Below are 23,473 nucleotides of genomic sequence, written 5' to 3'. Positions count from 1 at the left end.
TATCTCATGACTGTACTTAACTCTTCAGTTAACCCTCACGACAGTCAGTTTAAAGCAAACAGTGATGCCATGGCATCGCTGGTTGCTGATTTAAACGACAAAGTCGCTACATTATCTCAAGGTGGCGGTGAAGCACTCATCGCTCGTCATCAAAGCCGTGGAAAATTATTCGTCCGTGACCGTATTAATACCCTACTCGATGAAGGCTCGCCCTTTTTAGAAATCTCTCAATTTGCTGCATTTGGCGTGTATGAACAAGACATACCTTGTGCAGGTGTTGTGGCAGGTATTGGTCGCGTGCAAGGCATTGAATGTATGATTGTTGGCAACGATGCCACCGTCAAGGGCGGTACTTACTTTCCGCTTACTGTTAAAAAACATTTACGCGCGCAAGAAATTGCTGAACGCTGTCACCTCCCATGTATTTATTTGGTCGACTCTGGTGGCGCAAATTTGCCTGAGCAAGACGAAGTATTTCCAGATAAACTGCATTTTGGGCGAATTTTTTATAACCAAGCACGTATGTCAGCCAAAGGTATTCCACAAATTGCAGTAGTAATGGGTTTGTGTACTGCAGGTGGTGCCTATGTTCCTGCAATGGCCGATGAAAGTATTATTGTAAAAGAGCAAGGTACTATCTTTTTAGCAGGTCCACCTCTGGTTAAAGCAGCAACAGGTGAAGAAGTAAGTGCAGAAGATTTGGGCGGTGCTGATGTGCACTGTAAAACATCAGGTGTAGCAGATCACTATGCTGAAAATGATGAACATGCACTGTCAATCGCTCGTCAATGTATTGCGCGCATTAACCATCAACGCCCCACTCGCCCGATATTAAAAGATGTAAAGCCACCGCGTTACGACATTCGTGAAGTGTACGGTATTGTCGGCACCGATTTGAAGAAGCCATTTGATGTACGTGAAGTGATTGCACGTATCGTTGATGATTCTCAATTTGATGAGTTTAAGCGCTACTTTGGCGATACATTAGTGACAGGTTTTGCTGAGATTTATGGTCATCCTGTGGGCATAGTGGCAAATAACGGTATTTTGTTCTCTGAGTCTGCACAAAAAGGCGCACACTTTATTCAACTGTGCGCTCAACGCGACATTCCACTGCTATTTTTGCAAAACATCACAGGCTTTATGGTCGGTCAAAAATACGAAGCCGAAGGTATTGCTAAGCATGGTGCTAAAATGGTAACTGCGGTTTCTTGTGCAGATGTACCTAAATTCACAGTATTGATTGGTGGCTCTTACGGCGCAGGTAACTATGGTATGTGTGGTCGCGCTTATGAACCGACTATGATGTGGATGTGGCCAAATGCCCGAATTTCAGTGATGGGTGGCGAGCAAGCAGCGGGCGTGTTAACGCAAGTACGTCAAGATGGTTTAGCACGTAAAGGCCAGAGTATGAACAACGAAGAAGTTGCCAAGTTCAAAAAACCAATTGTTGAGCAGTACGAAAAGCAAGGTCACCCCTACTATGCCAGCGCGCGTTTGTGGGATGACGGCATTATAGACCCTGCCGATACTCGCACCGTGTTAGGGTTAGCACTTGAAGCAGCAGCCAATGCACCAAGTAAAGAGTCAAAATTTGGCATTTTCAGAATGTAACAGGAGCAGGCTATGTCAGTCACTTTAACGATAACAAAAACAAAAGTGGCGATTTTAGAGTTAAGTCGTCCCGAAAAACATAATGCCTTTGACGATTCGGTCATTAACGAGTTGATCCAATGCATTGAACATGCAAACAGCTTAGATATTCGTGCTCTGATATTCAAAACACAGGGCAAACACTTCTCTGCAGGTGCAGATTTAGGTTGGATGAAGTCAATGGCTAACAACAACTTTGAAGAGAATGTTGCGGACTCTGCACAACTTGCCAAATTGATGTCGGTATTGGCAACGTCTCCGCACCCTACCTTGTGCTTAGTGCAAGGCGCTGCTTTTGGTGGAGCGCTTGGTTTAATTGCTTGTTGTGACATCGCTGTGGCCACCCCCGACGCTAAGTTCTGTTTAAGTGAAGTAAAACTTGGGTTAATACCTGCAGTAATTAGCCCGTATGTGATCAAAGCCATTGGTGAACGACAGGCTCGTCGGTATTTTTTAACCGCTGAAGTATTTAAAGCACAGCAAGCACTGGCACTTGGACTAATTCATGATATTAGCGATGACCTTGCAAAAAGCGAACAATACTTTATTGATACATTGCTCAATAACGGCCCTAAAGCCGTGCAATCAGCAAAAGCTTTAATCAATGAGGTTGCTAATAAAGAGATAGATGAGCCATTAATTGCGCATACTGCTTCACGCATTGCACAAATTCGTGTTAGCCCAGAAGGTCAAGAAGGCTTAAGCGCTTTCTTTGAAAAGCGTGCGCCAAGTTGGCAAAACGCGGCAAAACAGTAAAGGATCAAACATGTTAAAAAAAATCCTCATTGCAAACCGTGGTGAAATTGCCTGCCGCGTTATGAAAACCGCTAAGCGCTTAGGCTTAAAAACCGTCGCTGTGTACTCAGACGCTGATGCCAATGCGTTACATGTAAAACAAGCCGACGAAGCCTATCATATTGGTCCAGCACCGAGTAAAGACTCTTATTTAGTTGCAGACAAAATATTGCAAGTCGCCAAGCTCTCTGGCGCTGATTGTGTTCACCCGGGCTATGGCTTTTTATCTGAAAACGACCAATTTGCCAATGCATGTGAGCAAGCTGGTATTGCTTTCATTGGTCCGCTTGCCAGCTCAATTGAAGCCATGGGTTCAAAAACTCGCGCCAAAGAAATTATGGCACAGGCAAATGTGCCACTGGTACCAGGTTACTATGGCCAAAAGCAAGACAGCGACTTTTTAGCCTCAGAAGCTGAAAAAATTGGTTTCCCAGTACTGATTAAAGCGGCCTTTGGCGGCGGTGGCAAAGGCATGCGGGTAGTACGCGAAAGCAAAGAGTTTTTAGCGTTACTTGATGGTGCAAAACGTGAAGCATTAGCAGGCTTTGGTAACGATTTAGTACTTTTAGAGCGTTATGTAGATACCCCTCGCCACGTTGAAGTACAAGTGTTTGCAGACAGCCACGGTAACTGTGTCTATTTAGGCGACCGCGACTGTTCACTACAACGCCGCCACCAAAAAGTCATTGAAGAAGCTCCAGCCCCCGGTTTATCGGATGCGCTGCGCAAAGAGATGGGTGAAGCGGCAGTACGTTGTGCACAAGCAATTAATTATCGGGGCGCTGGGACCGTGGAATTTTTACTATGTGGTGATGAGTTCTTCTTCATGGAAATGAATACTCGCCTACAGGTAGAGCACCCAGTAACAGAAATGGTGACTGGCCTTGATTTAGTTGAATGGCAAATTCGTGTTGCTAACAACCTGCCACTGCCATTGACACAAGCAGACATCAACTTAACGGGGCATAGCTTCGAGGCACGTATTTATGCAGAAGACCCTCGTGAAAACTTTATGCCGTTCTCTGGTGAGCTAACGCACTTATCGTTCCCGCAAGAAAGTGAAGGCGTGCGTATTGATACTGGCGTACAATCAGGTGCTGAAATAAGCTCGTTCTACGATCCAATGATAGCCAAACTGATTGTACACGGACCAGACAGACAAACCGCGCTATTAAAACTACACCACGCCCTAGAAGAAGTACATTTAGCGGGTGTGAAGAGTAACGTTGCATTTTTACATTATTTAGCCGGCCACCCTACTTTTATGGCAGGCGCCCCTGATACGCACTTTATTGATAGCCAAACGCAAACGTTAACGCAGCAACCAATCCCCGAAGCTCAATTGCAACTGCTTGCACTGGCTGCTTTTATAAAACATGCACAACCAAAAACAAACAATACAGCTTGGCAAAGTACGCTTGGTTTTAGGTTAAACCAAGTTGCAAAGGTTATTGTGCCTTTTGTTGATGCACCAATTCACGCAACGTTAAACGCTCACACCATTAATGTTACGCAAAATGATGCAACCATCGAGTTAAGCGCCACTTTAGATGGAACATTGCTCAATGCAGTTATCGATGGTAAAAAGTATACCGCCAATGTGTTAGTTGAAGAACACGCTATCACTGTGATGTATCAAGCATATGCGCATAGCTTTGAACTTAAGTCTAAACATTACATTAGTGACCATGAGCATGAAGCTGCACCGCTTGCCGCGCCGCTTAACGGCACCGTGGTAAAACACTTACAGGCACTTAACAGCCCAGTAAGCAAAGGTGATGCGGTTGTTGTAATTGAAGCAATGAAAATGGAATACACGCTGAATGCTCCGTTTGATGGCACCCTGACCAGCTACTGTTTTGCTGAAGGGTCATTGGTCAGTCATGGCGATATGCTTGCCATTGTTGAGCCTTTGGAGTCGTAATATGGCATATCCTAGTGCAGTTAGAATCGTCGAAGTAGGTGCTCGAGATGGCCTACAAAATGAAGTCAGTGTCACCACTGAGCAAAAAATCGCTTTAATTAATGCACTGGTAGAGTCGGGCTTGCGTGATATTGAAGCCGGTGCCTTTGTCTCTCCTAAGTGGGTGCCACAAATGGCCGACTCTAGTGAGGTAATTAAGGGCATTGCAAAACACCCAAATGTTACTTTTAGCGCATTGACCCCGAACTTAAAAGGTGCCGAAGCCGCCCTTGATGTAGGCATTAAAGAGTTTGCAATTTTTACCGCAGCAAGCGAAGCATTTACTCAAAAAAACATCAATTGCTCAATTAATGAGAGTATCGAACGCTTCAAACCTGTAGTTGAACTGGCCAAAGCAAACGGTGTAAAAGTGCGCGGCTACGTGAGCTGTGTTTTAGGCTGCCCTTATCAAGGTGAGGTCGAACCAGAAGCAGTATTGGATGTGTGTAAACAATTGTTGGCTATGGGTTGTTACGAAGTCAGCCTAGGTGACACGATTGGCGTTGGCACCCCTAATAAGGTACATACGTTATTAAGCTTATTGCTCGAACACATCAGTGCTGACAAGCTTGCGGTACATTTTCATGACACCTACGGCCAAGCCTTAGCTAATATTAGTAAAGCGCTTGAAATGGGTATTGCGACCATCGATAGCGCAGTTGCAGGCCTAGGTGGCTGCCCTTACGCCAAAGGCGCGTCAGGAAATGTTGCCACTGAGGATGTAGTTTACTTACTGCAAGGGCTTGGCATTGACCCCCAAATTGATTTAGAAAGACTAGCCAAAGCTGGCTGGGCAATTTGCGAGGCATTAAATAAGCAGCCTATTAGCAAAGTGTCTTTGGCTTTACAAGCGAAGTGCTAGGTGCAGCAAAAAGCAGTGCCAAATACGTTGTATATAGTTCAACGTACTAAAAACGAACAATCATTGTGCCCTACTTCGTTTTGGGCACAATACATAATAAACAACCTTTAGGAGTGGGCTAATGGCCGGTTTCGATAAAGTAGTAACAAGCTACGCCGAAGCAATGGATGGAATTAAAGATGGTGATACCATCATTGCGGGTGGCTTCGGATTGTGTGGTATTCCAGAGGGCTTGATCAACGAAATTAAGCGTAAAAAAACCAAAGAACTAACGGTCGTATCTAATAACTGTGGTGTTGATGATTTTGGTTTAGGTGTGCTGTTGCATGACCGTCAGATTAAAAAAATTATTGCGTCTTATGTTGGTGAAAATGCTTTATTTGAACAACAACTGTTAGATGGCATCATTGATGTTGAGCTAACACCACAAGGTACGCTTGCAGAGAAAATGCGCGCAGGTGGTGCGGGTATTCCAGGGTTTTATACTGCAACAGGTTACGGTACACCCGTAGCTGAAGGCAAAGAAGTAAAAGAGTTCGATGGTCGCCCTTATATTCTTGAAGAATCTATCACGGGTGAATTTGCCATTATTAAAGCATGGAAGGCTGACCGCTATGGCAACTTGGTGTTTCGCCATACCGCAATGAACTTTAATCCTATGGCAGCAACAGCAGGAAAAATTACCGTTGCCGAGGTTGAAGAAATTGTTGAGCCAGGAGAGTTAGAGCCAAGCCAAATTCATACCCCCGGCATATACGTTAACCGCGTGATCAAAGGCGACTTTGAAAAACGCATTGAGCGTGTTACTACGCGTAAATAAGGAGAATAAAATGGCTTTATCACGTGAACAAGTAGCAATGCGCGTAGCTCAAGAACTACAAGACGGATATTACGTTAACTTAGGAATAGGTATTCCTACATTGGTTGCTAACTTTGTACCTGAAGGTATTGAAGTAATGCTGCAATCTGAAAATGGCTTATTAGGTATGGGACCGTACCCAACTGATGACCAAGTTGACGCAGATATGATCAATGCGGGTAAAGAAACCGTGACAGCAGCGACAGGTGCAGCAATATTTAATAGTGCAGATAGTTTTGCCATGATACGGGGTGGTCATGTAGACTTGACGGTTCTAGGTGCATTTGAAGTTGATCAGCAAGGCAATATCGCGTCTTGGATGATCCCGAAAAAGTTAATAAAAGGCATGGGTGGTGCAATGGATTTAGTAGCCGGCGCACAAAATATTATTGTTACTATGACCCACGCCAGCAAGCACGGCGATTCAAAACTGTTAGAGGCATGTACTTTGCCACTAACGGGTGTGAATTGTGTTAAAAAGATCGTAACTGACTTAGCTGTGCTAGAAGTAAAAGACGGCGCATTCCATTTGCTAGAACGTGCGCCGGGTGTTAGTGTTGATGAAATTATAAGCAAAACAGCAGGTAAGCTAATCGTCAATGGCGATACTCCCCAAATGCAGTTTGCCTAACACCATGTACCGACCTCATTCCCAGTGCCAATGGCGCTGAGTTACCCAAAACCCCTCTCACGAGGGGTTTTTTTTATGCCGCGTTTGGGTATTAACATTAAGCATTAGCTTTTAGGTATAAAATCAAGCACGGTTGCATTAATGCAATAACGATCGCTTCCACCGGGCCCTTCATTTTTGAATACATGGCCAAGGTGAATACCACTGGTTTTAGATCGCAGCTCAGTGCGGCGCATACCATCGCTATTATCTTTATGATAAGTTACGCTGCCTGCCACAGGATGTTTAAATGACAGCCACCCGGTGCCAGAGTTGAATCTATCTTTAGTATCAAATAATGCCGCACCACTGAGCTTATCAATAAAAATACCTTCACCGCTGTTTTTAAATAAATCATACTGCTTACAAAAAGGTGCATCGGTAGCACTGTTAAAGGCAACTTTATAGGCTTCTGTGTCACCTAGTTTAAACGCACCTAATGCACGATAAAAATCTGGTTTACTCATAATTCCCTGATGCGCAAATACTTCCTTCCCTTGTTCGATGAAAATGATAGTCGGTGTGGCCCATGTCGGTGTTTTAAGGTCTAACCCTTGTAATTGGTTGGCATACCTAAAGTGCAATGCAATATTACCTTGGTAGTCATTCAACACCGTCTTTTTTAACTTTTCACAGTATGCACAGTAATTTTGAGAGTCAATTACGATAATATGCTTTCCCGCTTGCAATGCATCATTGCTTATTGCATTTGGTTTAGCCTCTTTTTTAAACACCACACCTGTTGAATGGTCGGGGCAATAGCCGTCAGGATTCTTAGCCAAGTAATTTTGATGATATTCTTCGGCCGAATAAAATGCTTTAAGTGGTATTATATTAGTTTGAATTTCACCAAAGCCCGCTGCACTTAACAATGTTTGATATTGCGCTGTAACCGAACGTGCAATATCAAGCTGCGATTGTTCACTAAATAAAATAATTGAACGGTATTGGGTTCCCACATCATTACCCTGACGGTTTTTTTGAGTTGGATCATGGCTCTCAAAATAGTGCATTAGTAACTGCTCTGTGCTTAGCATGTTAGCGTTGTAGGTTACTTTTACCACTTCTGCATAATTATTTTCATCAAAGCGGCGACTCGCCTGTGTTATGGCTCTGTAACTGGCTTTAAAACCAGTTCCATCAGCATAGCCAGACTCCGCATCTAATACCCCTTGCATTGCTTCATAGCGCTTTTCTGCCCCCCAAAAGCACCCTGAGCCCAACACAATGGTTTTGATATGCGAGCTGGCTTGTTTTGGTGGCGAAACTGACGTACTTTGTGCTGCGACCCAAGCGGATACCGAAGCTATTAGCAATATAGATGCGTATATAAATCGCTTCATCATAAATCTCTTCCTGTTATATTCAATCTGTATACTAGACCTTAAAGTTCGACAGGTTATTTCAAGCAACGATTTGAATAGTGCAAATTGGTCCCTGTAATTTGGTGCTTCAACGACTAATCATAACTTTTATATACGTTCTGCGGTTAAAATAGCCGTAAAATGTAACATAAGGTTTATTAATGAAATTACTAACTAAGATCAGTGCGATGACATTTGCACTAGCCAGTATTAGTAGCGCTCAAGCAACCAATATTGAATTTACTTCTAAGCTCTCTGCAGGTGATACGTTAGTGCTATTTAATAACACTGACCGTAAAAATCATTTTAAGTTTTTAGATAAAGACACACAAAAACAGCTCAGCAAAGCACTCACTAGTGCCAACTTTAAGGCTGAATACGGCAAAAGTGTTGAATTGCTTGCCCCTGTTGATAGTGACTATGAGCGTATTGTGCTTGTTGGTTTAGGTAAAGAGAATGAGCTAACCCATGCTAAAATCGCTAAGCTTGGCGGTAATATACATGCGCAACTTAAAGAGCAAAATGCAAGCCAAATAGTATTGGCCTTTGAGCATGTATCAGGACAGGTAAACAATAGTGAACTGGCTGCACAGTTTGCCCATGGTGCCAGCCTCCGTGACCATAGTTTTGATGTTTACAAAAAACAACAAGACAAAACCACATTGAGTTACCGTATTGATGTCGCAGACAGTAAAGCCAGTAAGCAACTTTACCAGCAACTTGCAAACGTTCAGCAAGGCGTGTTTTTGGCGCGAGATCTGACCTCTGAAACGGGTAGCGAAATGACCCCGGTAGATTTTGCCCTTGCAGCAAAATCACTCGAACAGTATGGCGTTAAAGTAACAATTTTAGAACCTAAGCAACTCAAAGAGCTTGGCATGGGCGCACTTGAGGGGGTTGGTCGTGGCAGCGATGAAGGCGCACGTTTAGTTGTCGCCCATTACCAAGGTAATGACGATACCCCAATTGCTCTGGTTGGCAAAGGTATCACTTTTGACTCCGGTGGTTATAGCATTAAAACGGGTGACTCTATTGCGCGTATGAAATCTGATATGGCCGGCGCTGCTGCGGTGCTTGGTACTGTCAAAGCAATGGCTTTAAACAAAGCAAACCTCAATGTTGTGGCCGTAATGGGGATGGCTGCAAACATGGTATCAGAAACAGCTATCGCGCCCGGCGATGTACTTCGCACTGCAGAAGGACTAAGCGTCGAAGTGCTTAATACCGATGCCGAAGGACGTTTAGTGCTTAGTGACGCAATGTGGTACGCACGGACTTATTTTAAACCTGAGATCATGGTTGATGTGGCTACTTTAACAGGCTCTAAAATTCGTGCCGTTGGTAATCGTTACAGCGCTATTTTCTCTGAAGATGAGCAACTAATCCAAGAACTAACCCTCGCAGGGAAGCAAGTAAATGAACCTGTTTGGCGCTTACCACTTGGCTACAAAGACATGCTTAAATCAGACATTGCTGACATTGCCAATGTAGGTTCTAGTGGTCCTGGGGCGACTACAGCGGCCTCTTTTTTACAGCACTTTGCGGGGGATACTCGCTGGGTCCACCTTGATATTGCAGGCAATGCTTTAGCCAGTAAACCTTCAGGGGAAATTCCCACAGGTGGCACAGGATATGGTGTACGTTTATTAAGTGAATGGTTGTTGTCAAACAATTAACTCTAAGCAAATAAAAAAGCCATCTGTGCATGGCTTTTTTATTACACTTGCATCACTCCCCTAAGTGTTGGCTATACTAAAGACAAATATAATAAAAAAGAAAACAAGCATGTTAGAAGCACATAGCTACTTACTTGGTGAAAATGCAATTGTTATTGCGCTAAACACCGACAAACCATCTCCTAGCGAGCAAAGACGTTTATTTGCTTTAACCATTAGCCTTCAACATAGCAGCGCATTTATTGATATTGTACCTGCTAAAGCATCTGTCACAGCTTACCTAGCCGAGCCGGCTCAATATAATTACTGGCTAAAAAAAGCAATGCTACTTTGGGAAGAAAGCGAGGAAGTCGCTTTTGACGTAAAAACGCATCATATTGAAGCCATATATGGTGGTAAAGATGGGCCTGATTTAGAAGATGTCGCTTTACGGTTAAATATGTCAGCAAAACAGGTTGTTCATATGCATAGCGAGTATACTTATCAAGTTGAGTTTCTTGGCTTTTTACCCGGATTTGCATACCTAGGTTCACTCCCTGAGCATTTGCAATTACCTCGAAAAGTAACGCCTCGAAAGCAAGTTCCAAAGGGCTCTGTTGCAATAGCTGAAGACTTAAGTGCCATTTACCCAAGCTCCTCACCCGGTGGCTGGCATTTACTGGCGCGCTGCAACAATACTTTGTTTGACCCAACACTCACCCCTCCTAGTTTGTTTGCACCAGGTGACAAAGTTAAATTTATACCGCACAAGGAGGGGTTATGCTAAGAGTCATCAAAAGTGGTGTACTAGCCAGCTTTCAAGATATTGGTCGGTTTGGATATCGACATTATGGCGTGTGTCGCAGCGGGGCGCTTGACCCTTTTGCCGTCTGCCTTGCAAATATACTGCTTGACAACCCACCGCACCTTGGAGTTATTGAAGTGACCATTGGCCTTTGCGAGTTTGAGTTTACACAACCTTGCAACTTTGCTTTAACAGGCGCTTGCTTAAATGCAAAGCTTGCAGGTAAAGCAATCTATCCAGGGTGGCGATACTACGCGAATAAAGGTGATACACTGTCTTTTGCCACAAGCGCTCATGCGCAACGTGCTTATCTAAGCGTACAAGGCGGTTTTGAACTTGACCCAGTGCTTTCGTCTTATGCCACCGACTTACAAGCAAGCTTTGGTGGTTTACAAGGCAGAGCGCTGCAATCAGGTGACGTACTTCATTTTCAAAATACACAAAACAAGCTGGCACCGCTGGGCGTAAAGCAACCGGAATATAAAAAACAGGTACGAGTACTTAAAGGTCCGCATTGTGATAAGCTGCCTCAAGGCTCATTTGAGCGCTTTATCAATAACCATTGGCGTGTTAGTGAAGCCAGCAACCGCATGGGCTGCAGGCTTAGTAGTGACAAACCGCTTGCACATGATGTATCCGTTGCTACACAAGCTGTACACCCGGGTGTTATACAAGTACCGCCAAGTGGAGAGCCAATTGTGTTGCTCAATGATTGCCAAACAACCGGGGGCTATCCTATCTTAGCAACGGTTATTGATGCTGACATAAGAATGTTTAGCCAACTAGGTGCGAATCAACACTGCAATTTTGTAGAGTGTGACCTTGCACATGCACGTAAAGCCAGTGATAAATTAAGCGCACATTTAGCCCAATTTACTTTGGCAAAAAATAATAATTAGAGTAACCCTTATGAATGAATTAAACCTATTACCATTGATAGGTATTGTGATCGTCGTATTTGGCTTTGCGCTGCGATTTAACCCATTGCTGGTAGTATGTGTTGCCGGCTTAGTCACTGGATGGGCTGTAGACCTTGAATTTTTAACCTTAATTGAGACCTTTGGTGAAAAGTTTATGAACTCTCGCCAATTAGCCAGTTTTTTGTTGATTTTACCCGTTATCGCACTATTAGAGCGCTATGGTTTGCAGCAACGAGCGCAATCTTGGGTGGCAAGCATAAAATCAGCAACCACAGCACGTATTTTAAGTATGTATTTTATCGTCAGAGAATGTTCCGCTGCACTTGGATTATTGAGCCTTGCAGGTCAAGCGCAAACTGTAAGACCATTACTTGCGCCAATGGCACTAGGTGCTGCCACCAACTTACATGGCGAATTACCTAAACCGGTTAAAGATATGATTAGTGCCCATGCAGCTGCATGCGATAATATTGCTGTATTTTTTGGTGAAGATATTTTTATTGCTTTTGGTGCTGTTTTACTTATGGACGCATTTTTGAAAGAAAATGGCATTGATGGCATTGAACCTTTGCACATTGGCTTATGGGCCATACCAACAGCCATCGCCGCTTTGATAGTACATTTATTTAGGCTTGCTCGATTAGAAGCTAAAATAAGTCATGAGATAGCTAAACATACTAATAAATCAACTATATTGAATGCGGGGTTATCATGAGCGCCCCTGTTACCTCAACAATGCAGGTACCTGCAATTATCTCAATCAACAATATCTATTTACTCATCGGGTTTGTTGTGATGTTTTTGGTCGTAAAAACCATACAAGACCCAGCACACCCTAAAAAATGGACCACCGCCCTGTTTTGGTTTTTATTTGGTAATGTATTTTTATTTGGCGACCTATCTATCAAGTTGTTTGGTGAACCAATAACTTACCAATGGGTTGGTATCAGTGTACTGGCGATTGCACTTATTGCGGGCTTGGGGAAAGTGTCGATGGGTAGCTACTATGTTCCCACCGATGAAGAGCTGGAGCAAAGCGCCCAACGCCTAAAAAACAAATTATTTGTACCTGCAGTTATGATCCCCATTGTCACTGTATTATGTACTCTGTTATTGAATAGCATTAATATTTTTGATATTTACTTATTTGATCAACGCCATGTCACGTTAGCTGCCCTCACTTTAGCCTGTGGCTTAGCCCTAATTGTTGGTTGGAAAATAACATCGGGTTCGCCACTGCAAGCATTAGCTGAATCTCGCCGATTAGTCGACTCCATTGGATGGGCTGCAATATTACCGCAAATGCTCGCCATGCTTGGCGGCGTATTTATTATTTCTCAAACGGGCACTGCTATTCAGGATCTAGTAAAATTATTTGTCTCACCAGATAACCGCTTTATGCTGGTTGTTATATATTGTACTGGAATGGCATTATTTACCATGGTTATGGGTAACGCATTCGCAGCTTTCCCAGTGATGACAGCTGGTATTGCAATGCCATTTTTAATACAAGGACATGGCGCTTCACCTGCGCCATTGGTGGCAATTGGGATGTATTCTGGCTACTGCGGTACACTGATGACACCAATGGCTGCAAATTTTAATATTGTCCCTGCAGCCTTACTTGATCTCAAAGACAAATACCAAGTGATAAAGGTTCAGATCCCAACGGCACTAACCTTACTCGCTATCAATATATTGCTTATGTATGGAGTCATCTTTAATGACTAAAGCACAAAAACCCAGTATTTTACTCACCGGTTTCGCCCCCTTTGGTGGTGAGTCTATTAACCCATCATGGCAAGCCGTCTCTGTGCTTGAAGGTGAGCACATTGGTGGTTGTATTATTCACACTAAAGAACTCTCATGTGAATTTGATACGTCATTACGAGAGTTACATCAAGCGATTGATAAATATGCTCCGCAGTTAGTTTTATGTGTAGGCCAAGCAGGCGGCAGAGCTGATATATCAATTGAACGAGTTGCTATTAATGTTAATGACGCGCGAATAGCAGACAATGCTGGTAAGCAACCCATTGACACTCAAGTTATTGCTGGCGCTCCCAGTGCCTATTTTACTAATTTATCAATTAAACGTATTTTGATGGCACTGCAACAAGCTGAACTCCCTGCATCTATCTCTAATAGCGCAGGCACTTACGTATGTAATCATGTGATGTACGGATTAATGCATATGATCAATCAACATGATACGCATATTAAAGGCGGCTTTATTCATATTCCGTACTTACCTTCACAAGCACTACATCACCCAAATGCACCAAGTATGAGCCTAGATATGGTGCTAAGTGCACTAAAAGTTATTATTACCAGCGCGATACAAAATAAAGATGACATAAAAGTTGCAGCAGGCACAACTCACTAATGCTAAAGCCGCCATATATTCTATAGACCATAAATTGGTCTATAAGATATATCCACAATATCGCACCAAAATAGTGCGTAGTCTTTTTAAAAAACCACTTTTAAATGAATGAATATCGCTCACCTGATTAATACTTTACTCACCACACACATATTCGCACCAAAACAGTGCAAAAAAGTGAAAAAACGCACCTTTTTAGAGCGTACAACTACTTAAATAAATTAATTTAATTGTGTGACTTCGTAAGGTAATTCTGATAAATCTATCACTTAAGCCATGCGCTAAAAAGGTGTAAATTTCATGATAATTTACTTTTTAGCAATGTTTATATCAAAGGAATTAGGTTAAGCAACTTTTAATAGATTAAGTCATTACGACTAATAAATTTCGATGTTAAACCAAAGCTTTTATATAAACAGTTTAGAGTAGTGGCAAACCATAACAATAAACCAACACAGGAATGAGGTAATTTATGTGTTCAATTTTTGGCGTATTGGAGCTTAAATCCGATCCCACAGTGCTTCGCTCTCAAGCAATAGAAATGTCAAAGTTACTGCGTCACCGAGGACCTGATTGGTCTGGGGTATATTCATCAGATAAAGCCATTTTGGTACATGAGCGTCTTGCAATCGTTGGTGTCTCAAGCGGCGCACAACCACTTTACAATCCACAGAAAACACATATTCTTGCTGTTAACGGTGAGATTTATAATCATAAAGAGCTGGCTGAAAACCTAACTACAGAGTTTGAATTTCAAACTGAATCTGATTGTGAAATCATTCTTGCACTTTATAAGCAAAAAGGCCCTGAGTTCTTAGATGACCTAAATGGTATTTTTGCATTTTGTTTATATGATGAAGAACAAGATGCCTACCTCATTGGTCGAGATCACATTGGTATTATTCCTTTATATACTGGCCGTGACCAGTTTGGAAATTTTTACGTTGCCAGTGAAATGAAAGCATTAACACCCATTTGTACGCAAATCGAAGAATTTCCTCCCGGCCACTATTTATACTCTAAAGAAGGCAGTATCCGCCCTTATTATCAACGTGATTGGCAAGATTACACTGCGGTGAAAGACAATCCAGCCAGCGCAGAAGAAATAAAAGACGCTTTAGAAGCTGCTGTAAAACGACAGCTTATGTGTGATGTTCCTTACGGCGTTTTATTATCAGGGGGTTTAGATTCGTCGGTTATTTCTGCAATAACACAAAAGTTTGCAGCCAAACGAATTGAAGATAATGATACTTCGGATGCGTGGTGGCCAAAACTTCACTCTTTCTCAATAGGCTTAGAAGGCTCGCCTGATCTTGCCGCAGCACAAAAAGTCGCTGATGAAATTGGCACCATACACCACCCCATCCACTTCACTGAACAGCAAGGTATTGATGCGCTCAAAGAAGTGGTTTACCACCTAGAAACCTATGATGTAACGACTATTCGTGCATCAACTCCAATGTATTTGATGTCACGTCAAATAAAAGCCATGGGTATAAAAATGGTACTCTCTGGTGAAGGTGCAGATGAACTATTTGGTGGTTATTTATATTTCCATAAAGCGCCAAATGCACAAGAGTTTCACGAAGAGCTTAACCGAAAAGTATCTAAATTACATATGTTTGATTGTTTGCGAGCGAATAAATCTATGGCGGCTTGGGGTGTTGAAGCACGTGTCCCATTCTTAGACAAAGAATTTGTTGATATTGCAATGCGTACCAACCCAGAGCAAAAAATGTGTAAAAATGGCAAAATAGAAAAACATATTCTTCGAGAGGCATTTAATGGCTATTTACCAAATGACGTCTTATGGCGTCAAAAAGAGCAATTTTCTGATGGTGTTGGCTATAGCTGGATTGATTCTTTAAAAGCTCATGTTGATGCACTAGTATCAGATCAAGACTTAGAAAATGCGCAATATCGCTTTCCTATTAATACCCCTGATAGCAAAGAAGCGTACTTCTATCGGCAAATCTTTACTGAGCACTTCCCTGGTGATGCTGCAGCAAATTGCGTACCGCATGGAAAGTCTGTCGCTTGCTCAACGCCACAAGCACTGGCATGGGATGCATCATTTCAAAATAATGCTGACCCTTCTGGTCGTGCTGCAAATGTTCATAATGATGCTTACAAATAAAAACTTAACGACTAGAAGCAGTTTATTAATACATCGATCATGTTTGGGAGTTAATAAGCCATTTATCTGTCGCAATATCTAATTATTTAATGCAATTGGTATAAAATAACAAAACCCCAGCACTTGCTGGGGTTTTGTTATTTAAAAGTATGTGCAAATATTAAATAAAACGTTTAATTATAAAGTCAACTTTTACGCGCTTTGCTTGGCCCAAAAGCTTTTTCACCGGAAGCGGATAGTCTTCAAGTGTTTCAACACCTTCTGGCCCTGTAAGTAAACGGCAGTTGGCTAAAATAGCCCGTTTTTCTCGTTCAATTTCGTGCAAAATTTGCTTATTTGGATCTTCAATTAAAATGCCATTTTCAATATCTAACCCCCATGCACGTGGATTAAGATTATGTCCACTTAGTAAGTGAGTGTGACCATCCTTACAAATGCCTTTCAAATGAAAAGAATTACTGCCTTCTTTCCATAAGTACACTTTAAGGTGCCCAGATTTAATAAAACGCTGCTGTGATTTTAGAAACTTTCTCAAAATTGTTTCATATAAATAGGGTAATGCCCCTATTTTACTAAATGGTTGGCTTGGACAGATATAAAAATCATTCGCTGTTTTATCCCCAACTATGATTGTTACTTGCTGGCCTTGCTTTAAAAGCCGACGCAAAGAACGTAACAATGGAGCAGGAAAATTAAAGTAAGGTGTATAAAGTACTAACTCTTGTTCTGTTGTATCGAACAAGCTTTTTATTAAACGATTGAGCTTATTTGTACGCCTACCAAAGCCCAAAAACGCACGAATATTTAAGCCGTCATTACAATCTGCGCCATTAGACATGTATTTTGCTTTTTTAAGACTGCGCATTAACTGCTTTTGGGCGACCTTGATATCAACAAACTTCGATAAAGGCCTTTTGTCTAATCTCGCAACTGCATCCGAGCTTAGTAAATGCTCATCCGTAAATAGGCAAAAGCTGTCTGCAAGTTGCGCTTGTTTAATAACAAAATACCTGTCGAGTCGATATTTGTCTTCATAATGCAAGTAAACGTTGTTTAAACTTGCACCGCTATAAAGCACAGTGTCATCAATCACAAAACCTTTAAGGTGTAAAACACCAAACAGCTCTTTCGCTTTTACTGGCACCCCAAACACTTTTACATTGCTGTTTGTGGCCGTCAGTGCATCACAATATAACTTCGCGTTACCTTCGGACTTTTCTTCACCAATTAAGCCCCGCTGTGCACGATGAAAATCAACCAGTACATTCACATCAAGTGACGGGTTCGCCAGTGATGCTTGATGTAACGCATTGAGTACTTCTGTACCTGCCGCATCATTTTGAAGATATAATGTCGTAATATAAATTCGCTTCTTAGCTTGGCGTATCAAGCTAAGAAGTTCATCATGATACTGCTTTGCATCCGTTAAAATTTGGATGTTATCCACAGCTAATGCAAATCCAGGTGTATCCTGCCAAAATGCCATAAATACCTATTCGTTAGAGGTTATTCTTCATTGAATAACGAAACAAAATTACTAAGAACATACCAAAAAAAAGCGTCTTGGTCATGCAATAGCGTCAGTTTCATGATTGATGGACGAAATAACCATCAAGTACACTATTTTTGACAACTATACGATTTAAGAAAAAATGAAGTTTGTGTTTTATTTTACATCTTGGTTGAATTGCATAGAATCGACCTCATTGATCTTTAGTATATAAATTTTAGGAATATTTCATGAGTGATGTTAAACACTGCAAACTGCTAATTTTAGGTTCAGGACCAGCTGGTTATACCGCAGCAGTCTATGCCGCACGTGCTAATTTAAACCCAGTACTGATCACTGGTATGCAACAAGGTGGCCAACTAACCACAACCACAGAAGTTGAAAACTGGCCAGGAGATGCGCATGGTTTAACAGGCCCTGCTCTTATGGACCGCATGAAAGAACATGCTGAGCGCTTTGAAACAGAAATAATTTTTGACCACATCAATAAAGTTGATGTTACCAAACGTCCGTTTACACTCAGTGGTGACCAAGGTACATACACCTGTGACGCTTTAATCATTGCAACTGGTGCATCAGCTAAATATTTGGGCTTGGAGTCAGAAACTGCATTTCAAGGCCGTGGTGTTTCAGCCTGTGCAACGTGCGATGGCTTTTTCTATAAAGGCCAAAAGGTAGCCGTAGTAGGTGGTGGTAACACAGCCGTAGAAGAAGCACTTTATCTTTCAAATATTGCAGAAGAAGTACACGTTATTCACCGTCGTGAAACCTTCAGAAGTGAAAAGATACTCTCTGACAGACTGTTTGAAAAAGCAAAAAGTGGCAATGTAGTTATGCATTTAAACCGCACACTCGATGAAGTGTTAGGTGATGAAATGGGTGTAACAGGCATTCGAATTAAAGAAACTGAGTCTGATAATACTGAACAATTAGACCTTGCTGGGGTGTTCATTGCAATTGGTCATAAACCTAACACCGATATGTTTGTTGACCAATTAGAAATGAAAGACGGCTATTTAGTTGTCCAGTCAGGTCTAAATGGTAATGCAACACAAACCAGCGTTGAAGGTGTGTTCGCAGCAGGTGATGTGTCTGATCACATATATCGTCAAGCGATTACATCTGCAGGTACTGGCTGTATGGCAGCATTAGACGCAGAGCGATTTTTAGATAACCTAAAATAACTGATTATTAAAAAATGGGAGTTTATACTCCCATTTTATTTCAGCAGCTTTTTGCGCTATGTTACACAGACCATGAGCCCAAATACCCTTGTATGACTCAACAACTATTTCACCTTAACAGCAACGACAATCAATTCCCTCCATGTGAATATGCATTAAAAGACCCTGATGGGCTACTAGCCGTTGGCGGTTGCTTAAGTGTACCCAGACTCAAAAATGCTTACGCACGCGGTATATTTCCTTGGTTTAATGAACATGAACCCATCATGTGGTGGTCACCCAGTGAGCGTGGCATTATCGAACTTAGGGAGTTTTATGCTAATCGAACCCTCAAAAAAGCATGTCGACAGCTCAATCCAACAGTTACGGTGAACAACGCGTTTACACAAGTTATAGCCGCCTGTCGTCAACAGCGTATCAATAACGAAGGCACATGGATTAACAACGATATGTTAATTGCCTATCAGCAAGCGCACCAGCAAGGCATAGCGCACAGCCTCGAAATATGGCATGAAGATGTGTTAGTTGGAGGATTATATGGGGTTATGCAATCAGGTGTTTTCTGTGGAGAGTCTATGTTCTTTCATAAGCCCAATGCGTCAAAACTCGCCATGTGGGCGCTTGTAAACTGGCTAAAACGACACAATGCCTGTTTTATAGATTGCCAATTAGAGAATCCATATTTAACAAGTTTAGGTGCAAAAGTTATATCGAGAGAGGAATTTTTGACTAGACTTAAAGTAGCAGCACAATTTAGTGTGCCAAAAACAATGTGGCTTGCTCAAACATTGGATGATATTTATGACTGAACATTTTCCTTCTAAAATTGGTTTAAGTCAGCAGTTTAGTTGTAGCTATTTACCTCAACAACAAGAGCAGTTACTGGTTATTTTAGACCCTAGCTGTTATACCCCAACGCGTTTTGAAGGCTTATTAGAATTAGGCTTTAGACGCAGTGGCGATCAAATTTACCGCCCCCACTGCCCTAAATGTAGCGCCTGCCAGTCAATGAGGATCCCTTCCAAACGCTTTATTCCATCAAAGTCACAAAAGCGTAAGTTTAAAAAAGTCACTAATGAGTTTTCATTCACGATAAGTCATAAAGAACGAGACAATTATTATCCTTTGTACGAAAAATACATTTCATTACGACATAATGATGGCACGATGTTCCCACCTAACCGACTACAATATGAAAGCTTTTTGTTTTGCCAATGGTTACCCATCACGTTCATTGAACTGTGGCATCTAGATAAATTGATTGCCGTTGCTGTGACTGATACGATGCCCAATTCACTCTCAGCCATCTATACTTTTTTCGACCCAGATTATGACAGCTACAGCTTAGGGAACGTCATGATTGTGGCGCAAATAGAACACGCCAATAAGCTAAACAAAGAGTTTGTGTATTTAGGTTATCAAATTGATAGCTGCAAAAAGATGCGTTATAAAGCGCAATTTTTACCTGCGCAACGATTTATTAATGATGTTTGGATTGAGTACGTTAATAAAAATTAACTAAAAATTAGATCAGTTTTGTCGTTTCAAAGCGGCTTTATTTACTGATCTGAGCTATTTGGCCAATTAAATAACAAATTTTTGACCCTTACCTTTACTTATCGTCTACTTTTGGGCAAAATCTGCAGCGTTTAATTATTCAAAGAGGTGTTACGCTACACATGGCGAAAGAAGACGTAATTGAAATGCAAGGCACAGTCCTTGATACTTTACCAAATACAATGTTCCGCGTTGAACTAGAAAATGGCCACGTGGTGGTTGCTCATATCTCAGGTAAAATGCGCAAAAACTACATCCGTATTCTTACTGGTGACAAAGTAACGGTAGAAATGACGCCGTACGACTTGACCAAAGGACGCATTGTCTTCCGCGCTCGTTAATCGAATGGTGTAGAACCTTCTAAAAAGGTTGTGCTTTGAAGTACTCTGTATAGCTTTGTACTTTAAAGAAGCGCTTCGGTATAAAGCCAGCGTTAAACAAAAAGCCTAGCAAATGCTAGGCTTTTTGATATCTATGCTCAATATATTGGATTAAGCCGACACTAAGCTCGATTCATATCTAAAATCCAACTCTGCGGCTTTCACACCTATTTTAACATTACCACCATCACTTAACTTGCCAAATAAGATTTCGTTCGCTAGAGGCTTCTTGAGCTTGTCTTGAATGACTCTCGCCATAGGCCTTGCACCCATCGCTTTATCATAGCCAAGTTCGCCTAACCACTCTCTTGCTGCAGATGTCAGCTCTAAACTCACAGACTTCTTATCAAGTTGCGCTTGTAACTCGACAACAAATTTATCAACCACCTGTAAAATAACTTCTTTATCAAGGTGATTAAACCAAATGATGTTGTCTAAGCGGTTTCTAAATTCAGGGGTAAATACTTTATTTATTTCAACCATTGCATCATGGGAATGGTCTTGCTCTTGGAAACCAATTGATTTACGGATAGTTTCCTGCACACCAGCATTGGTAGTCATCACAACAACAATATTTCTAAAATCTGCTTTGCGGCCATTATTATCGGTTAACGTGCCGTGGTCCATAACCTGCAACAAAATGTTGTAAATGTCAGGATGTGCTTTTTCAATTTCATCCATTAACACAACCGCATGTGGATGTTTGATAGCGGCCTCGGTTAATAAACCACCCTGCTCAAAACCGACATACCCGGGAGGCGCACCAATAAGGCGACTCACAGCGTGTCGTTCTGAGTACTCAGACATATCAAAACGAATAAACTCTACACCCATACATTTGGCCAACTGCTTAGTAACCTCAGTTTTACCAACTCCCGTAGGCCCAGCAAATAAGAATGAGCCAATTGGTTTATCTTCATTGGCAAGCCCCGAGCGTGACAGTCGTATTGCAGAAGTTAGTGCGTCTATTGACTGGTCTTGACCAAACACTAACATCTTCAAATTACGATCTAAGTTTTTCAATGTTTCTTTATCGCTATTAGAGACACTTTGCTGAGGGATACGCGCAATTTTTGACACAATCATTTCAATATCTGAAACACCAATAGTTTTTTTGCGTCGTGACACTGGCTGTAAGCGTTGGCTTGCGCCCGCTTCATCAATCACATCAATTGCTTTATCTGGCAAATGACGTTCATTGATATACTTGGCACTGAGTTCTGCTGCAGCACGCAGCGCTTTTTGTGTATAGCGGATACCATGATGCTCTTCATAACGCTCTTTGAGGCCATAAAGAATTTTAGTTGTATCAGCCACACTTGGCTCGACTACGTCAATCTTTTGAAAGCGACGTACCAGTGCTCTGTCTTTCTCAAAGATATTTTTAAACTCGGTATAAGTTGTTGAGCCCATGCAACGAAGCTGACCACTCGAAAGTAATGGTTTTATCAAATTAGACGCATCCATCACTCCCCCCGACGCCGCACCAGCCCCGATAATTGTGTGTATTTCGTCAATAAATAAAATTGCATGAGGTTTAGCCTGCAATTCCTTGAGTAATGCTTTAAACCGCTTTTCAAAATCCCCCCGATACTTAGTGCCTGCTAACAGCGCTCCCATATCAAGTGAATAGACAACGGCATCTTCAATTACTTCAGGTACTTGCTTATTAATAATCCGATACGCAAGGCCTTCAGCAATGGCAGTTTTACCTACTCCGGCTTCACCTACCAGTAAAGGGTTATTTTTCTTACGCCGACACAGTACTTGAACAGTTCGCTCAACTTCATCATCACGGCCAACTAGTGGGTCAACTTGTCCAGCTTGCGCCAGTGTATTTAAGTTAGTCGTGAAATTCTCTAGCTTCGATTTATCTTCAGTTTGAACTTCACTAGAATCGTCGTTTATATCTTCATGATCATCATGTTCAGAGTCATCATCAACCTTAGATATGCCGTGAGATATAAAATTCACAATATCTAAGCGACTAATATCACTCTTTTTCAAAAGATAAACTGCTTGGCTCTCTTGCTCTGAAAAAATAGCGACGAGTACATTTACACCTGTAACTTCACTTCGTCCTGATGATTGAACATGAAACACCGCACGTTGTAATACACGCTGAAAACCAAGCGTGGGTTGAGTTTCTCTATCCTCCTCCAAATCTGGAATCACTGGGGTTGTCTCATCAATGAACTCTGACAATTCCCGTTTCAAATTTTCAATATCAACCCCGCAGGCGCCCAACGCCTCTCCTGCTGATGGGTTATCGATTAGCGCCAATAACAAATGCTCGACTGTCATGAACTCATGGCGACGCGTACGCGCCTCGCGAAAAGCGGCGTTTAAGGTAACTTCTAGATCTTTATTTAGCATTGGCAACCCCCAAACGAGAATTAAAAAGGTTATTCTTGCTCACAACTACACAGCAACGGATGCTCATTGTCGCGAGCGTAACGATTGACCTGCTCAGCCTTGGTGTGGGCAATATCTGCAGGATATATACCACATATAGCTTTTCCCTCATGATGCACTTTCAGCATCACTTCAGTTGCTCTTTCGCTATCCATATTAAAAAATGTCATTAAAATTTCGATTACAAATTCCATAGGCGTGTAATCGTCGTTGTTCAAAATGACCTTGTACTTACGCGGCGGGCTCAGCTTTTGCTTCGCACTTTCACGTACCGTGTCTATAACACCTGAATCTTTCGTCCCATTCATAATAAATATAGTCTTGTCTTGGTAACTCAAGCAAACTTGAATTATAAAAT

General features: G+C 41.9%; 21 protein-coding genes. 17 read left to right on the top strand and 4 right to left on the bottom strand.

Annotated features, from left to right (window positions below; all coding sequences use genetic code 11):
• Window positions 1-6: 6 nt before the first annotated feature.
• The 6 genes from OCI93_RS13605 (at window position 7) to OCI93_RS13580 (ending at window position 6,763) form a co-directional block, all read left to right on the top strand.
• Window positions 7-1,614 carry a carboxyl transferase domain-containing protein gene (locus OCI93_RS13605; protein ID WP_261626608.1) on the top strand — a complete coding sequence of 536 codons (1,608 nt, stop codon included), beginning with the start codon at window positions 7-9 and terminating at the stop codon, window positions 1,612-1,614.
• A 12-nt stretch (window positions 1,615-1,626) separates the two neighbouring features.
• Complete coding sequence (locus tag OCI93_RS13600) at window positions 1,627-2,409, top strand: enoyl-CoA hydratase-related protein (protein ID WP_261593574.1); 783 nt, start codon at window positions 1,627-1,629, stop codon at window positions 2,407-2,409.
• Window positions 2,410-2,419: 10 nt separating this feature from the next.
• Window positions 2,420-4,372, top strand: coding sequence for an acetyl/propionyl/methylcrotonyl-CoA carboxylase subunit alpha (locus OCI93_RS13595; protein ID WP_261626607.1), 1,953 nt, complete (start codon window positions 2,420-2,422; stop codon window positions 4,370-4,372).
• 1 nt (window position 4,373) lies between these two features.
• Window positions 4,374-5,273 carry a hydroxymethylglutaryl-CoA lyase gene (locus OCI93_RS13590; protein ID WP_261593572.1) on the top strand — a complete coding sequence of 300 codons (900 nt, stop codon included), beginning with the start codon at window positions 4,374-4,376 and terminating at the stop codon, window positions 5,271-5,273.
• A 121-nt stretch (window positions 5,274-5,394) separates the two neighbouring features.
• The gene (locus OCI93_RS13585) at window positions 5,395-6,093 is read left to right on the top strand and encodes a CoA transferase subunit A (protein WP_261593571.1); all 699 of its coding nucleotides are present in this window, start codon (window positions 5,395-5,397) and stop codon (window positions 6,091-6,093) included.
• Window positions 6,094-6,103: 10 nt separating this feature from the next.
• Complete coding sequence (locus tag OCI93_RS13580) at window positions 6,104-6,763, top strand: 3-oxoacid CoA-transferase subunit B (RefSeq protein ID WP_261593569.1); 660 nt, start codon at window positions 6,104-6,106, stop codon at window positions 6,761-6,763.
• 104 nt (window positions 6,764-6,867) lie between these two features.
• Here the strand turns inward: OCI93_RS13580 and msrA are convergent, their stop codons facing one another.
• On the bottom strand, window positions 6,868-8,148 hold the full coding sequence (gene msrA, locus OCI93_RS13575; protein ID WP_261626606.1) for a peptide-methionine (S)-S-oxide reductase MsrA: 1,281 nt from the start codon (window positions 8,146-8,148) through the stop codon (window positions 6,868-6,870).
• Between the two features lie 179 nt (window positions 8,149-8,327).
• Between msrA and OCI93_RS13570 the strand changes: the two genes are divergently transcribed.
• The 7 genes from OCI93_RS13570 (at window position 8,328) to asnB (ending at window position 16,069) form a co-directional block, all read left to right on the top strand.
• Window positions 8,328-9,842, top strand: coding sequence for a leucyl aminopeptidase (locus tag OCI93_RS13570; protein ID WP_261626605.1), 1,515 nt, complete (start codon window positions 8,328-8,330; stop codon window positions 9,840-9,842).
• 109 nt (window positions 9,843-9,951) lie between these two features.
• Window positions 9,952-10,608: a 5-oxoprolinase subunit PxpB gene (gene pxpB / locus OCI93_RS13565; RefSeq protein ID WP_261626604.1), complete on the top strand. Its 657-nt coding sequence runs from the start codon at window positions 9,952-9,954 to the stop codon at window positions 10,606-10,608.
• Window positions 10,602-11,525 (top strand): 5-oxoprolinase subunit C family protein, encoded by a 924-nt coding sequence (locus OCI93_RS13560; protein ID WP_261626603.1) that lies wholly within the window; start codon window positions 10,602-10,604, stop codon window positions 11,523-11,525. Before pxpB ends, OCI93_RS13560 begins: the two co-directional genes overlap by 7 nt.
• A 10-nt stretch (window positions 11,526-11,535) precedes the next feature.
• Window positions 11,536-12,261 (top strand): DUF969 domain-containing protein, encoded by a 726-nt coding sequence (locus OCI93_RS13555; RefSeq protein ID WP_261593564.1) that lies wholly within the window; start codon window positions 11,536-11,538, stop codon window positions 12,259-12,261.
• Window positions 12,258-13,277 (top strand): DUF979 domain-containing protein, encoded by a 1,020-nt coding sequence (locus OCI93_RS13550; protein WP_261626602.1) that lies wholly within the window; start codon window positions 12,258-12,260, stop codon window positions 13,275-13,277. The genes OCI93_RS13555 and OCI93_RS13550 overlap by 4 nt, the downstream gene beginning before the upstream one ends.
• Window positions 13,270-13,932, top strand: coding sequence for a pyroglutamyl-peptidase I (pcp, locus tag OCI93_RS13545; protein WP_261593562.1), 663 nt, complete (start codon window positions 13,270-13,272; stop codon window positions 13,930-13,932). The genes OCI93_RS13550 and pcp overlap by 8 nt, the downstream gene beginning before the upstream one ends.
• Window positions 13,933-14,404: 472 nt before the next feature.
• Window positions 14,405-16,069 carry an asparagine synthase B gene (gene asnB / locus OCI93_RS13540; protein WP_261626601.1) on the top strand — a complete coding sequence of 555 codons (1,665 nt, stop codon included), beginning with the start codon at window positions 14,405-14,407 and terminating at the stop codon, window positions 16,067-16,069.
• Window positions 16,070-16,229: 160 nt separating this feature from the next.
• Here the strand turns inward: asnB and pssA are convergent, their stop codons facing one another.
• Window positions 16,230-17,555 carry a CDP-diacylglycerol--serine O-phosphatidyltransferase gene (gene pssA / locus OCI93_RS13535; RefSeq protein ID WP_261593560.1) on the bottom strand — a complete coding sequence of 442 codons (1,326 nt, stop codon included), beginning with the start codon at window positions 17,553-17,555 and terminating at the stop codon, window positions 16,230-16,232.
• 254 nt (window positions 17,556-17,809) lie between these two features.
• On the opposite strand from pssA, the gene trxB reads away from it, so the two are divergent.
• From trxB to infA, 4 genes are all read left to right on the top strand, one after another.
• Complete coding sequence (gene trxB, locus OCI93_RS13530) at window positions 17,810-18,763, top strand: thioredoxin-disulfide reductase (protein WP_261593559.1); 954 nt, start codon at window positions 17,810-17,812, stop codon at window positions 18,761-18,763.
• Between the two features lie 92 nt (window positions 18,764-18,855).
• On the top strand, window positions 18,856-19,572 hold the full coding sequence (aat, locus tag OCI93_RS13525) for a leucyl/phenylalanyl-tRNA--protein transferase (protein WP_261593557.1): 717 nt from the start codon (window positions 18,856-18,858) through the stop codon (window positions 19,570-19,572).
• Window positions 19,565-20,281 (top strand): arginyltransferase, encoded by a 717-nt coding sequence (locus OCI93_RS13520; protein WP_261593556.1) that lies wholly within the window; start codon window positions 19,565-19,567, stop codon window positions 20,279-20,281. The genes aat and OCI93_RS13520 overlap by 8 nt, the downstream gene beginning before the upstream one ends.
• 161 nt (window positions 20,282-20,442) lie before the next feature.
• Window positions 20,443-20,661 (top strand): translation initiation factor IF-1, encoded by a 219-nt coding sequence (gene infA, locus OCI93_RS13515; protein WP_058029687.1) that lies wholly within the window; start codon window positions 20,443-20,445, stop codon window positions 20,659-20,661.
• A gap of 150 nt (window positions 20,662-20,811) precedes the next feature.
• Here infA and clpA read toward each other — a convergent pair whose 3' ends face one another.
• Entirely contained in the window at window positions 20,812-23,076 is a 2,265-nt protein-coding gene (clpA, locus tag OCI93_RS13510; RefSeq protein WP_261593554.1) for an ATP-dependent Clp protease ATP-binding subunit ClpA, read from the bottom strand.
• 29 nt (window positions 23,077-23,105) lie between these two features.
• Window positions 23,106-23,423: an ATP-dependent Clp protease adapter ClpS gene (clpS, locus tag OCI93_RS13505; protein ID WP_261593553.1), complete on the bottom strand. Its 318-nt coding sequence runs from the start codon at window positions 23,421-23,423 to the stop codon at window positions 23,106-23,108.
• Window positions 23,424-23,473: the final 50 nt, after the last annotated feature.

Origin of the sequence: Pseudoalteromonas holothuriae (assembly GCF_945859825.1) — a bacterium.
GTDB lineage: Bacteria > Pseudomonadota > Gammaproteobacteria > Enterobacterales > Alteromonadaceae > Pseudoalteromonas > Pseudoalteromonas holothuriae.
This window is presented reverse-complemented; position numbering and strand designations above follow the sequence as displayed.

Bases quoted from the DNA above. Each gene is read 5' to 3' on its own strand.
- OCI93_RS13605 (WP_261626608.1), top strand. From the start codon at position 7: ATGACTGTACTTAACTCTTCAGTTAACCCTCACGACAGTCAGTTTAAA.
- OCI93_RS13600 (WP_261593574.1), top strand. From the start codon at position 1,627: ATGTCAGTCACTTTAACGATAACAAAAACAAAAGTGGCGATTTTAGAG.
- OCI93_RS13595 (WP_261626607.1), top strand. From the start codon at position 2,420: ATGTTAAAAAAAATCCTCATTGCAAACCGTGGTGAAATTGCCTGCCGC.
- OCI93_RS13590 (WP_261593572.1), top strand. From the start codon at position 4,374: ATGGCATATCCTAGTGCAGTTAGAATCGTCGAAGTAGGTGCTCGAGAT.
- OCI93_RS13585 (WP_261593571.1), top strand. From the start codon at position 5,395: ATGGCCGGTTTCGATAAAGTAGTAACAAGCTACGCCGAAGCAATGGAT.
- OCI93_RS13580 (WP_261593569.1), top strand. From the start codon at position 6,104: ATGGCTTTATCACGTGAACAAGTAGCAATGCGCGTAGCTCAAGAACTA.
- msrA (WP_261626606.1), bottom strand. From the start codon at position 8,148: ATGATGAAGCGATTTATATACGCATCTATATTGCTAATAGCTTCGGTA.
- OCI93_RS13570 (WP_261626605.1), top strand. From the start codon at position 8,328: ATGAAATTACTAACTAAGATCAGTGCGATGACATTTGCACTAGCCAGT.
- pxpB (WP_261626604.1), top strand. From the start codon at position 9,952: ATGTTAGAAGCACATAGCTACTTACTTGGTGAAAATGCAATTGTTATT.
- OCI93_RS13560 (WP_261626603.1), top strand. From the start codon at position 10,602: ATGCTAAGAGTCATCAAAAGTGGTGTACTAGCCAGCTTTCAAGATATT.
- OCI93_RS13555 (WP_261593564.1), top strand. From the start codon at position 11,536: ATGAATGAATTAAACCTATTACCATTGATAGGTATTGTGATCGTCGTA.
- OCI93_RS13550 (WP_261626602.1), top strand. From the start codon at position 12,258: ATGAGCGCCCCTGTTACCTCAACAATGCAGGTACCTGCAATTATCTCA.
- pcp (WP_261593562.1), top strand. From the start codon at position 13,270: ATGACTAAAGCACAAAAACCCAGTATTTTACTCACCGGTTTCGCCCCC.
- asnB (WP_261626601.1), top strand. From the start codon at position 14,405: ATGTGTTCAATTTTTGGCGTATTGGAGCTTAAATCCGATCCCACAGTG.
- pssA (WP_261593560.1), bottom strand. From the start codon at position 17,555: ATGGCATTTTGGCAGGATACACCTGGATTTGCATTAGCTGTGGATAAC.
- trxB (WP_261593559.1), top strand. From the start codon at position 17,810: ATGAGTGATGTTAAACACTGCAAACTGCTAATTTTAGGTTCAGGACCA.
- aat (WP_261593557.1), top strand. From the start codon at position 18,856: ATGACTCAACAACTATTTCACCTTAACAGCAACGACAATCAATTCCCT.
- OCI93_RS13520 (WP_261593556.1), top strand. From the start codon at position 19,565: ATGACTGAACATTTTCCTTCTAAAATTGGTTTAAGTCAGCAGTTTAGT.
- infA (WP_058029687.1), top strand. From the start codon at position 20,443: ATGGCGAAAGAAGACGTAATTGAAATGCAAGGCACAGTCCTTGATACT.
- clpA (WP_261593554.1), bottom strand. From the start codon at position 23,076: ATGCTAAATAAAGATCTAGAAGTTACCTTAAACGCCGCTTTTCGCGAG.
- clpS (WP_261593553.1), bottom strand. From the start codon at position 23,423: ATGAATGGGACGAAAGATTCAGGTGTTATAGACACGGTACGTGAAAGT.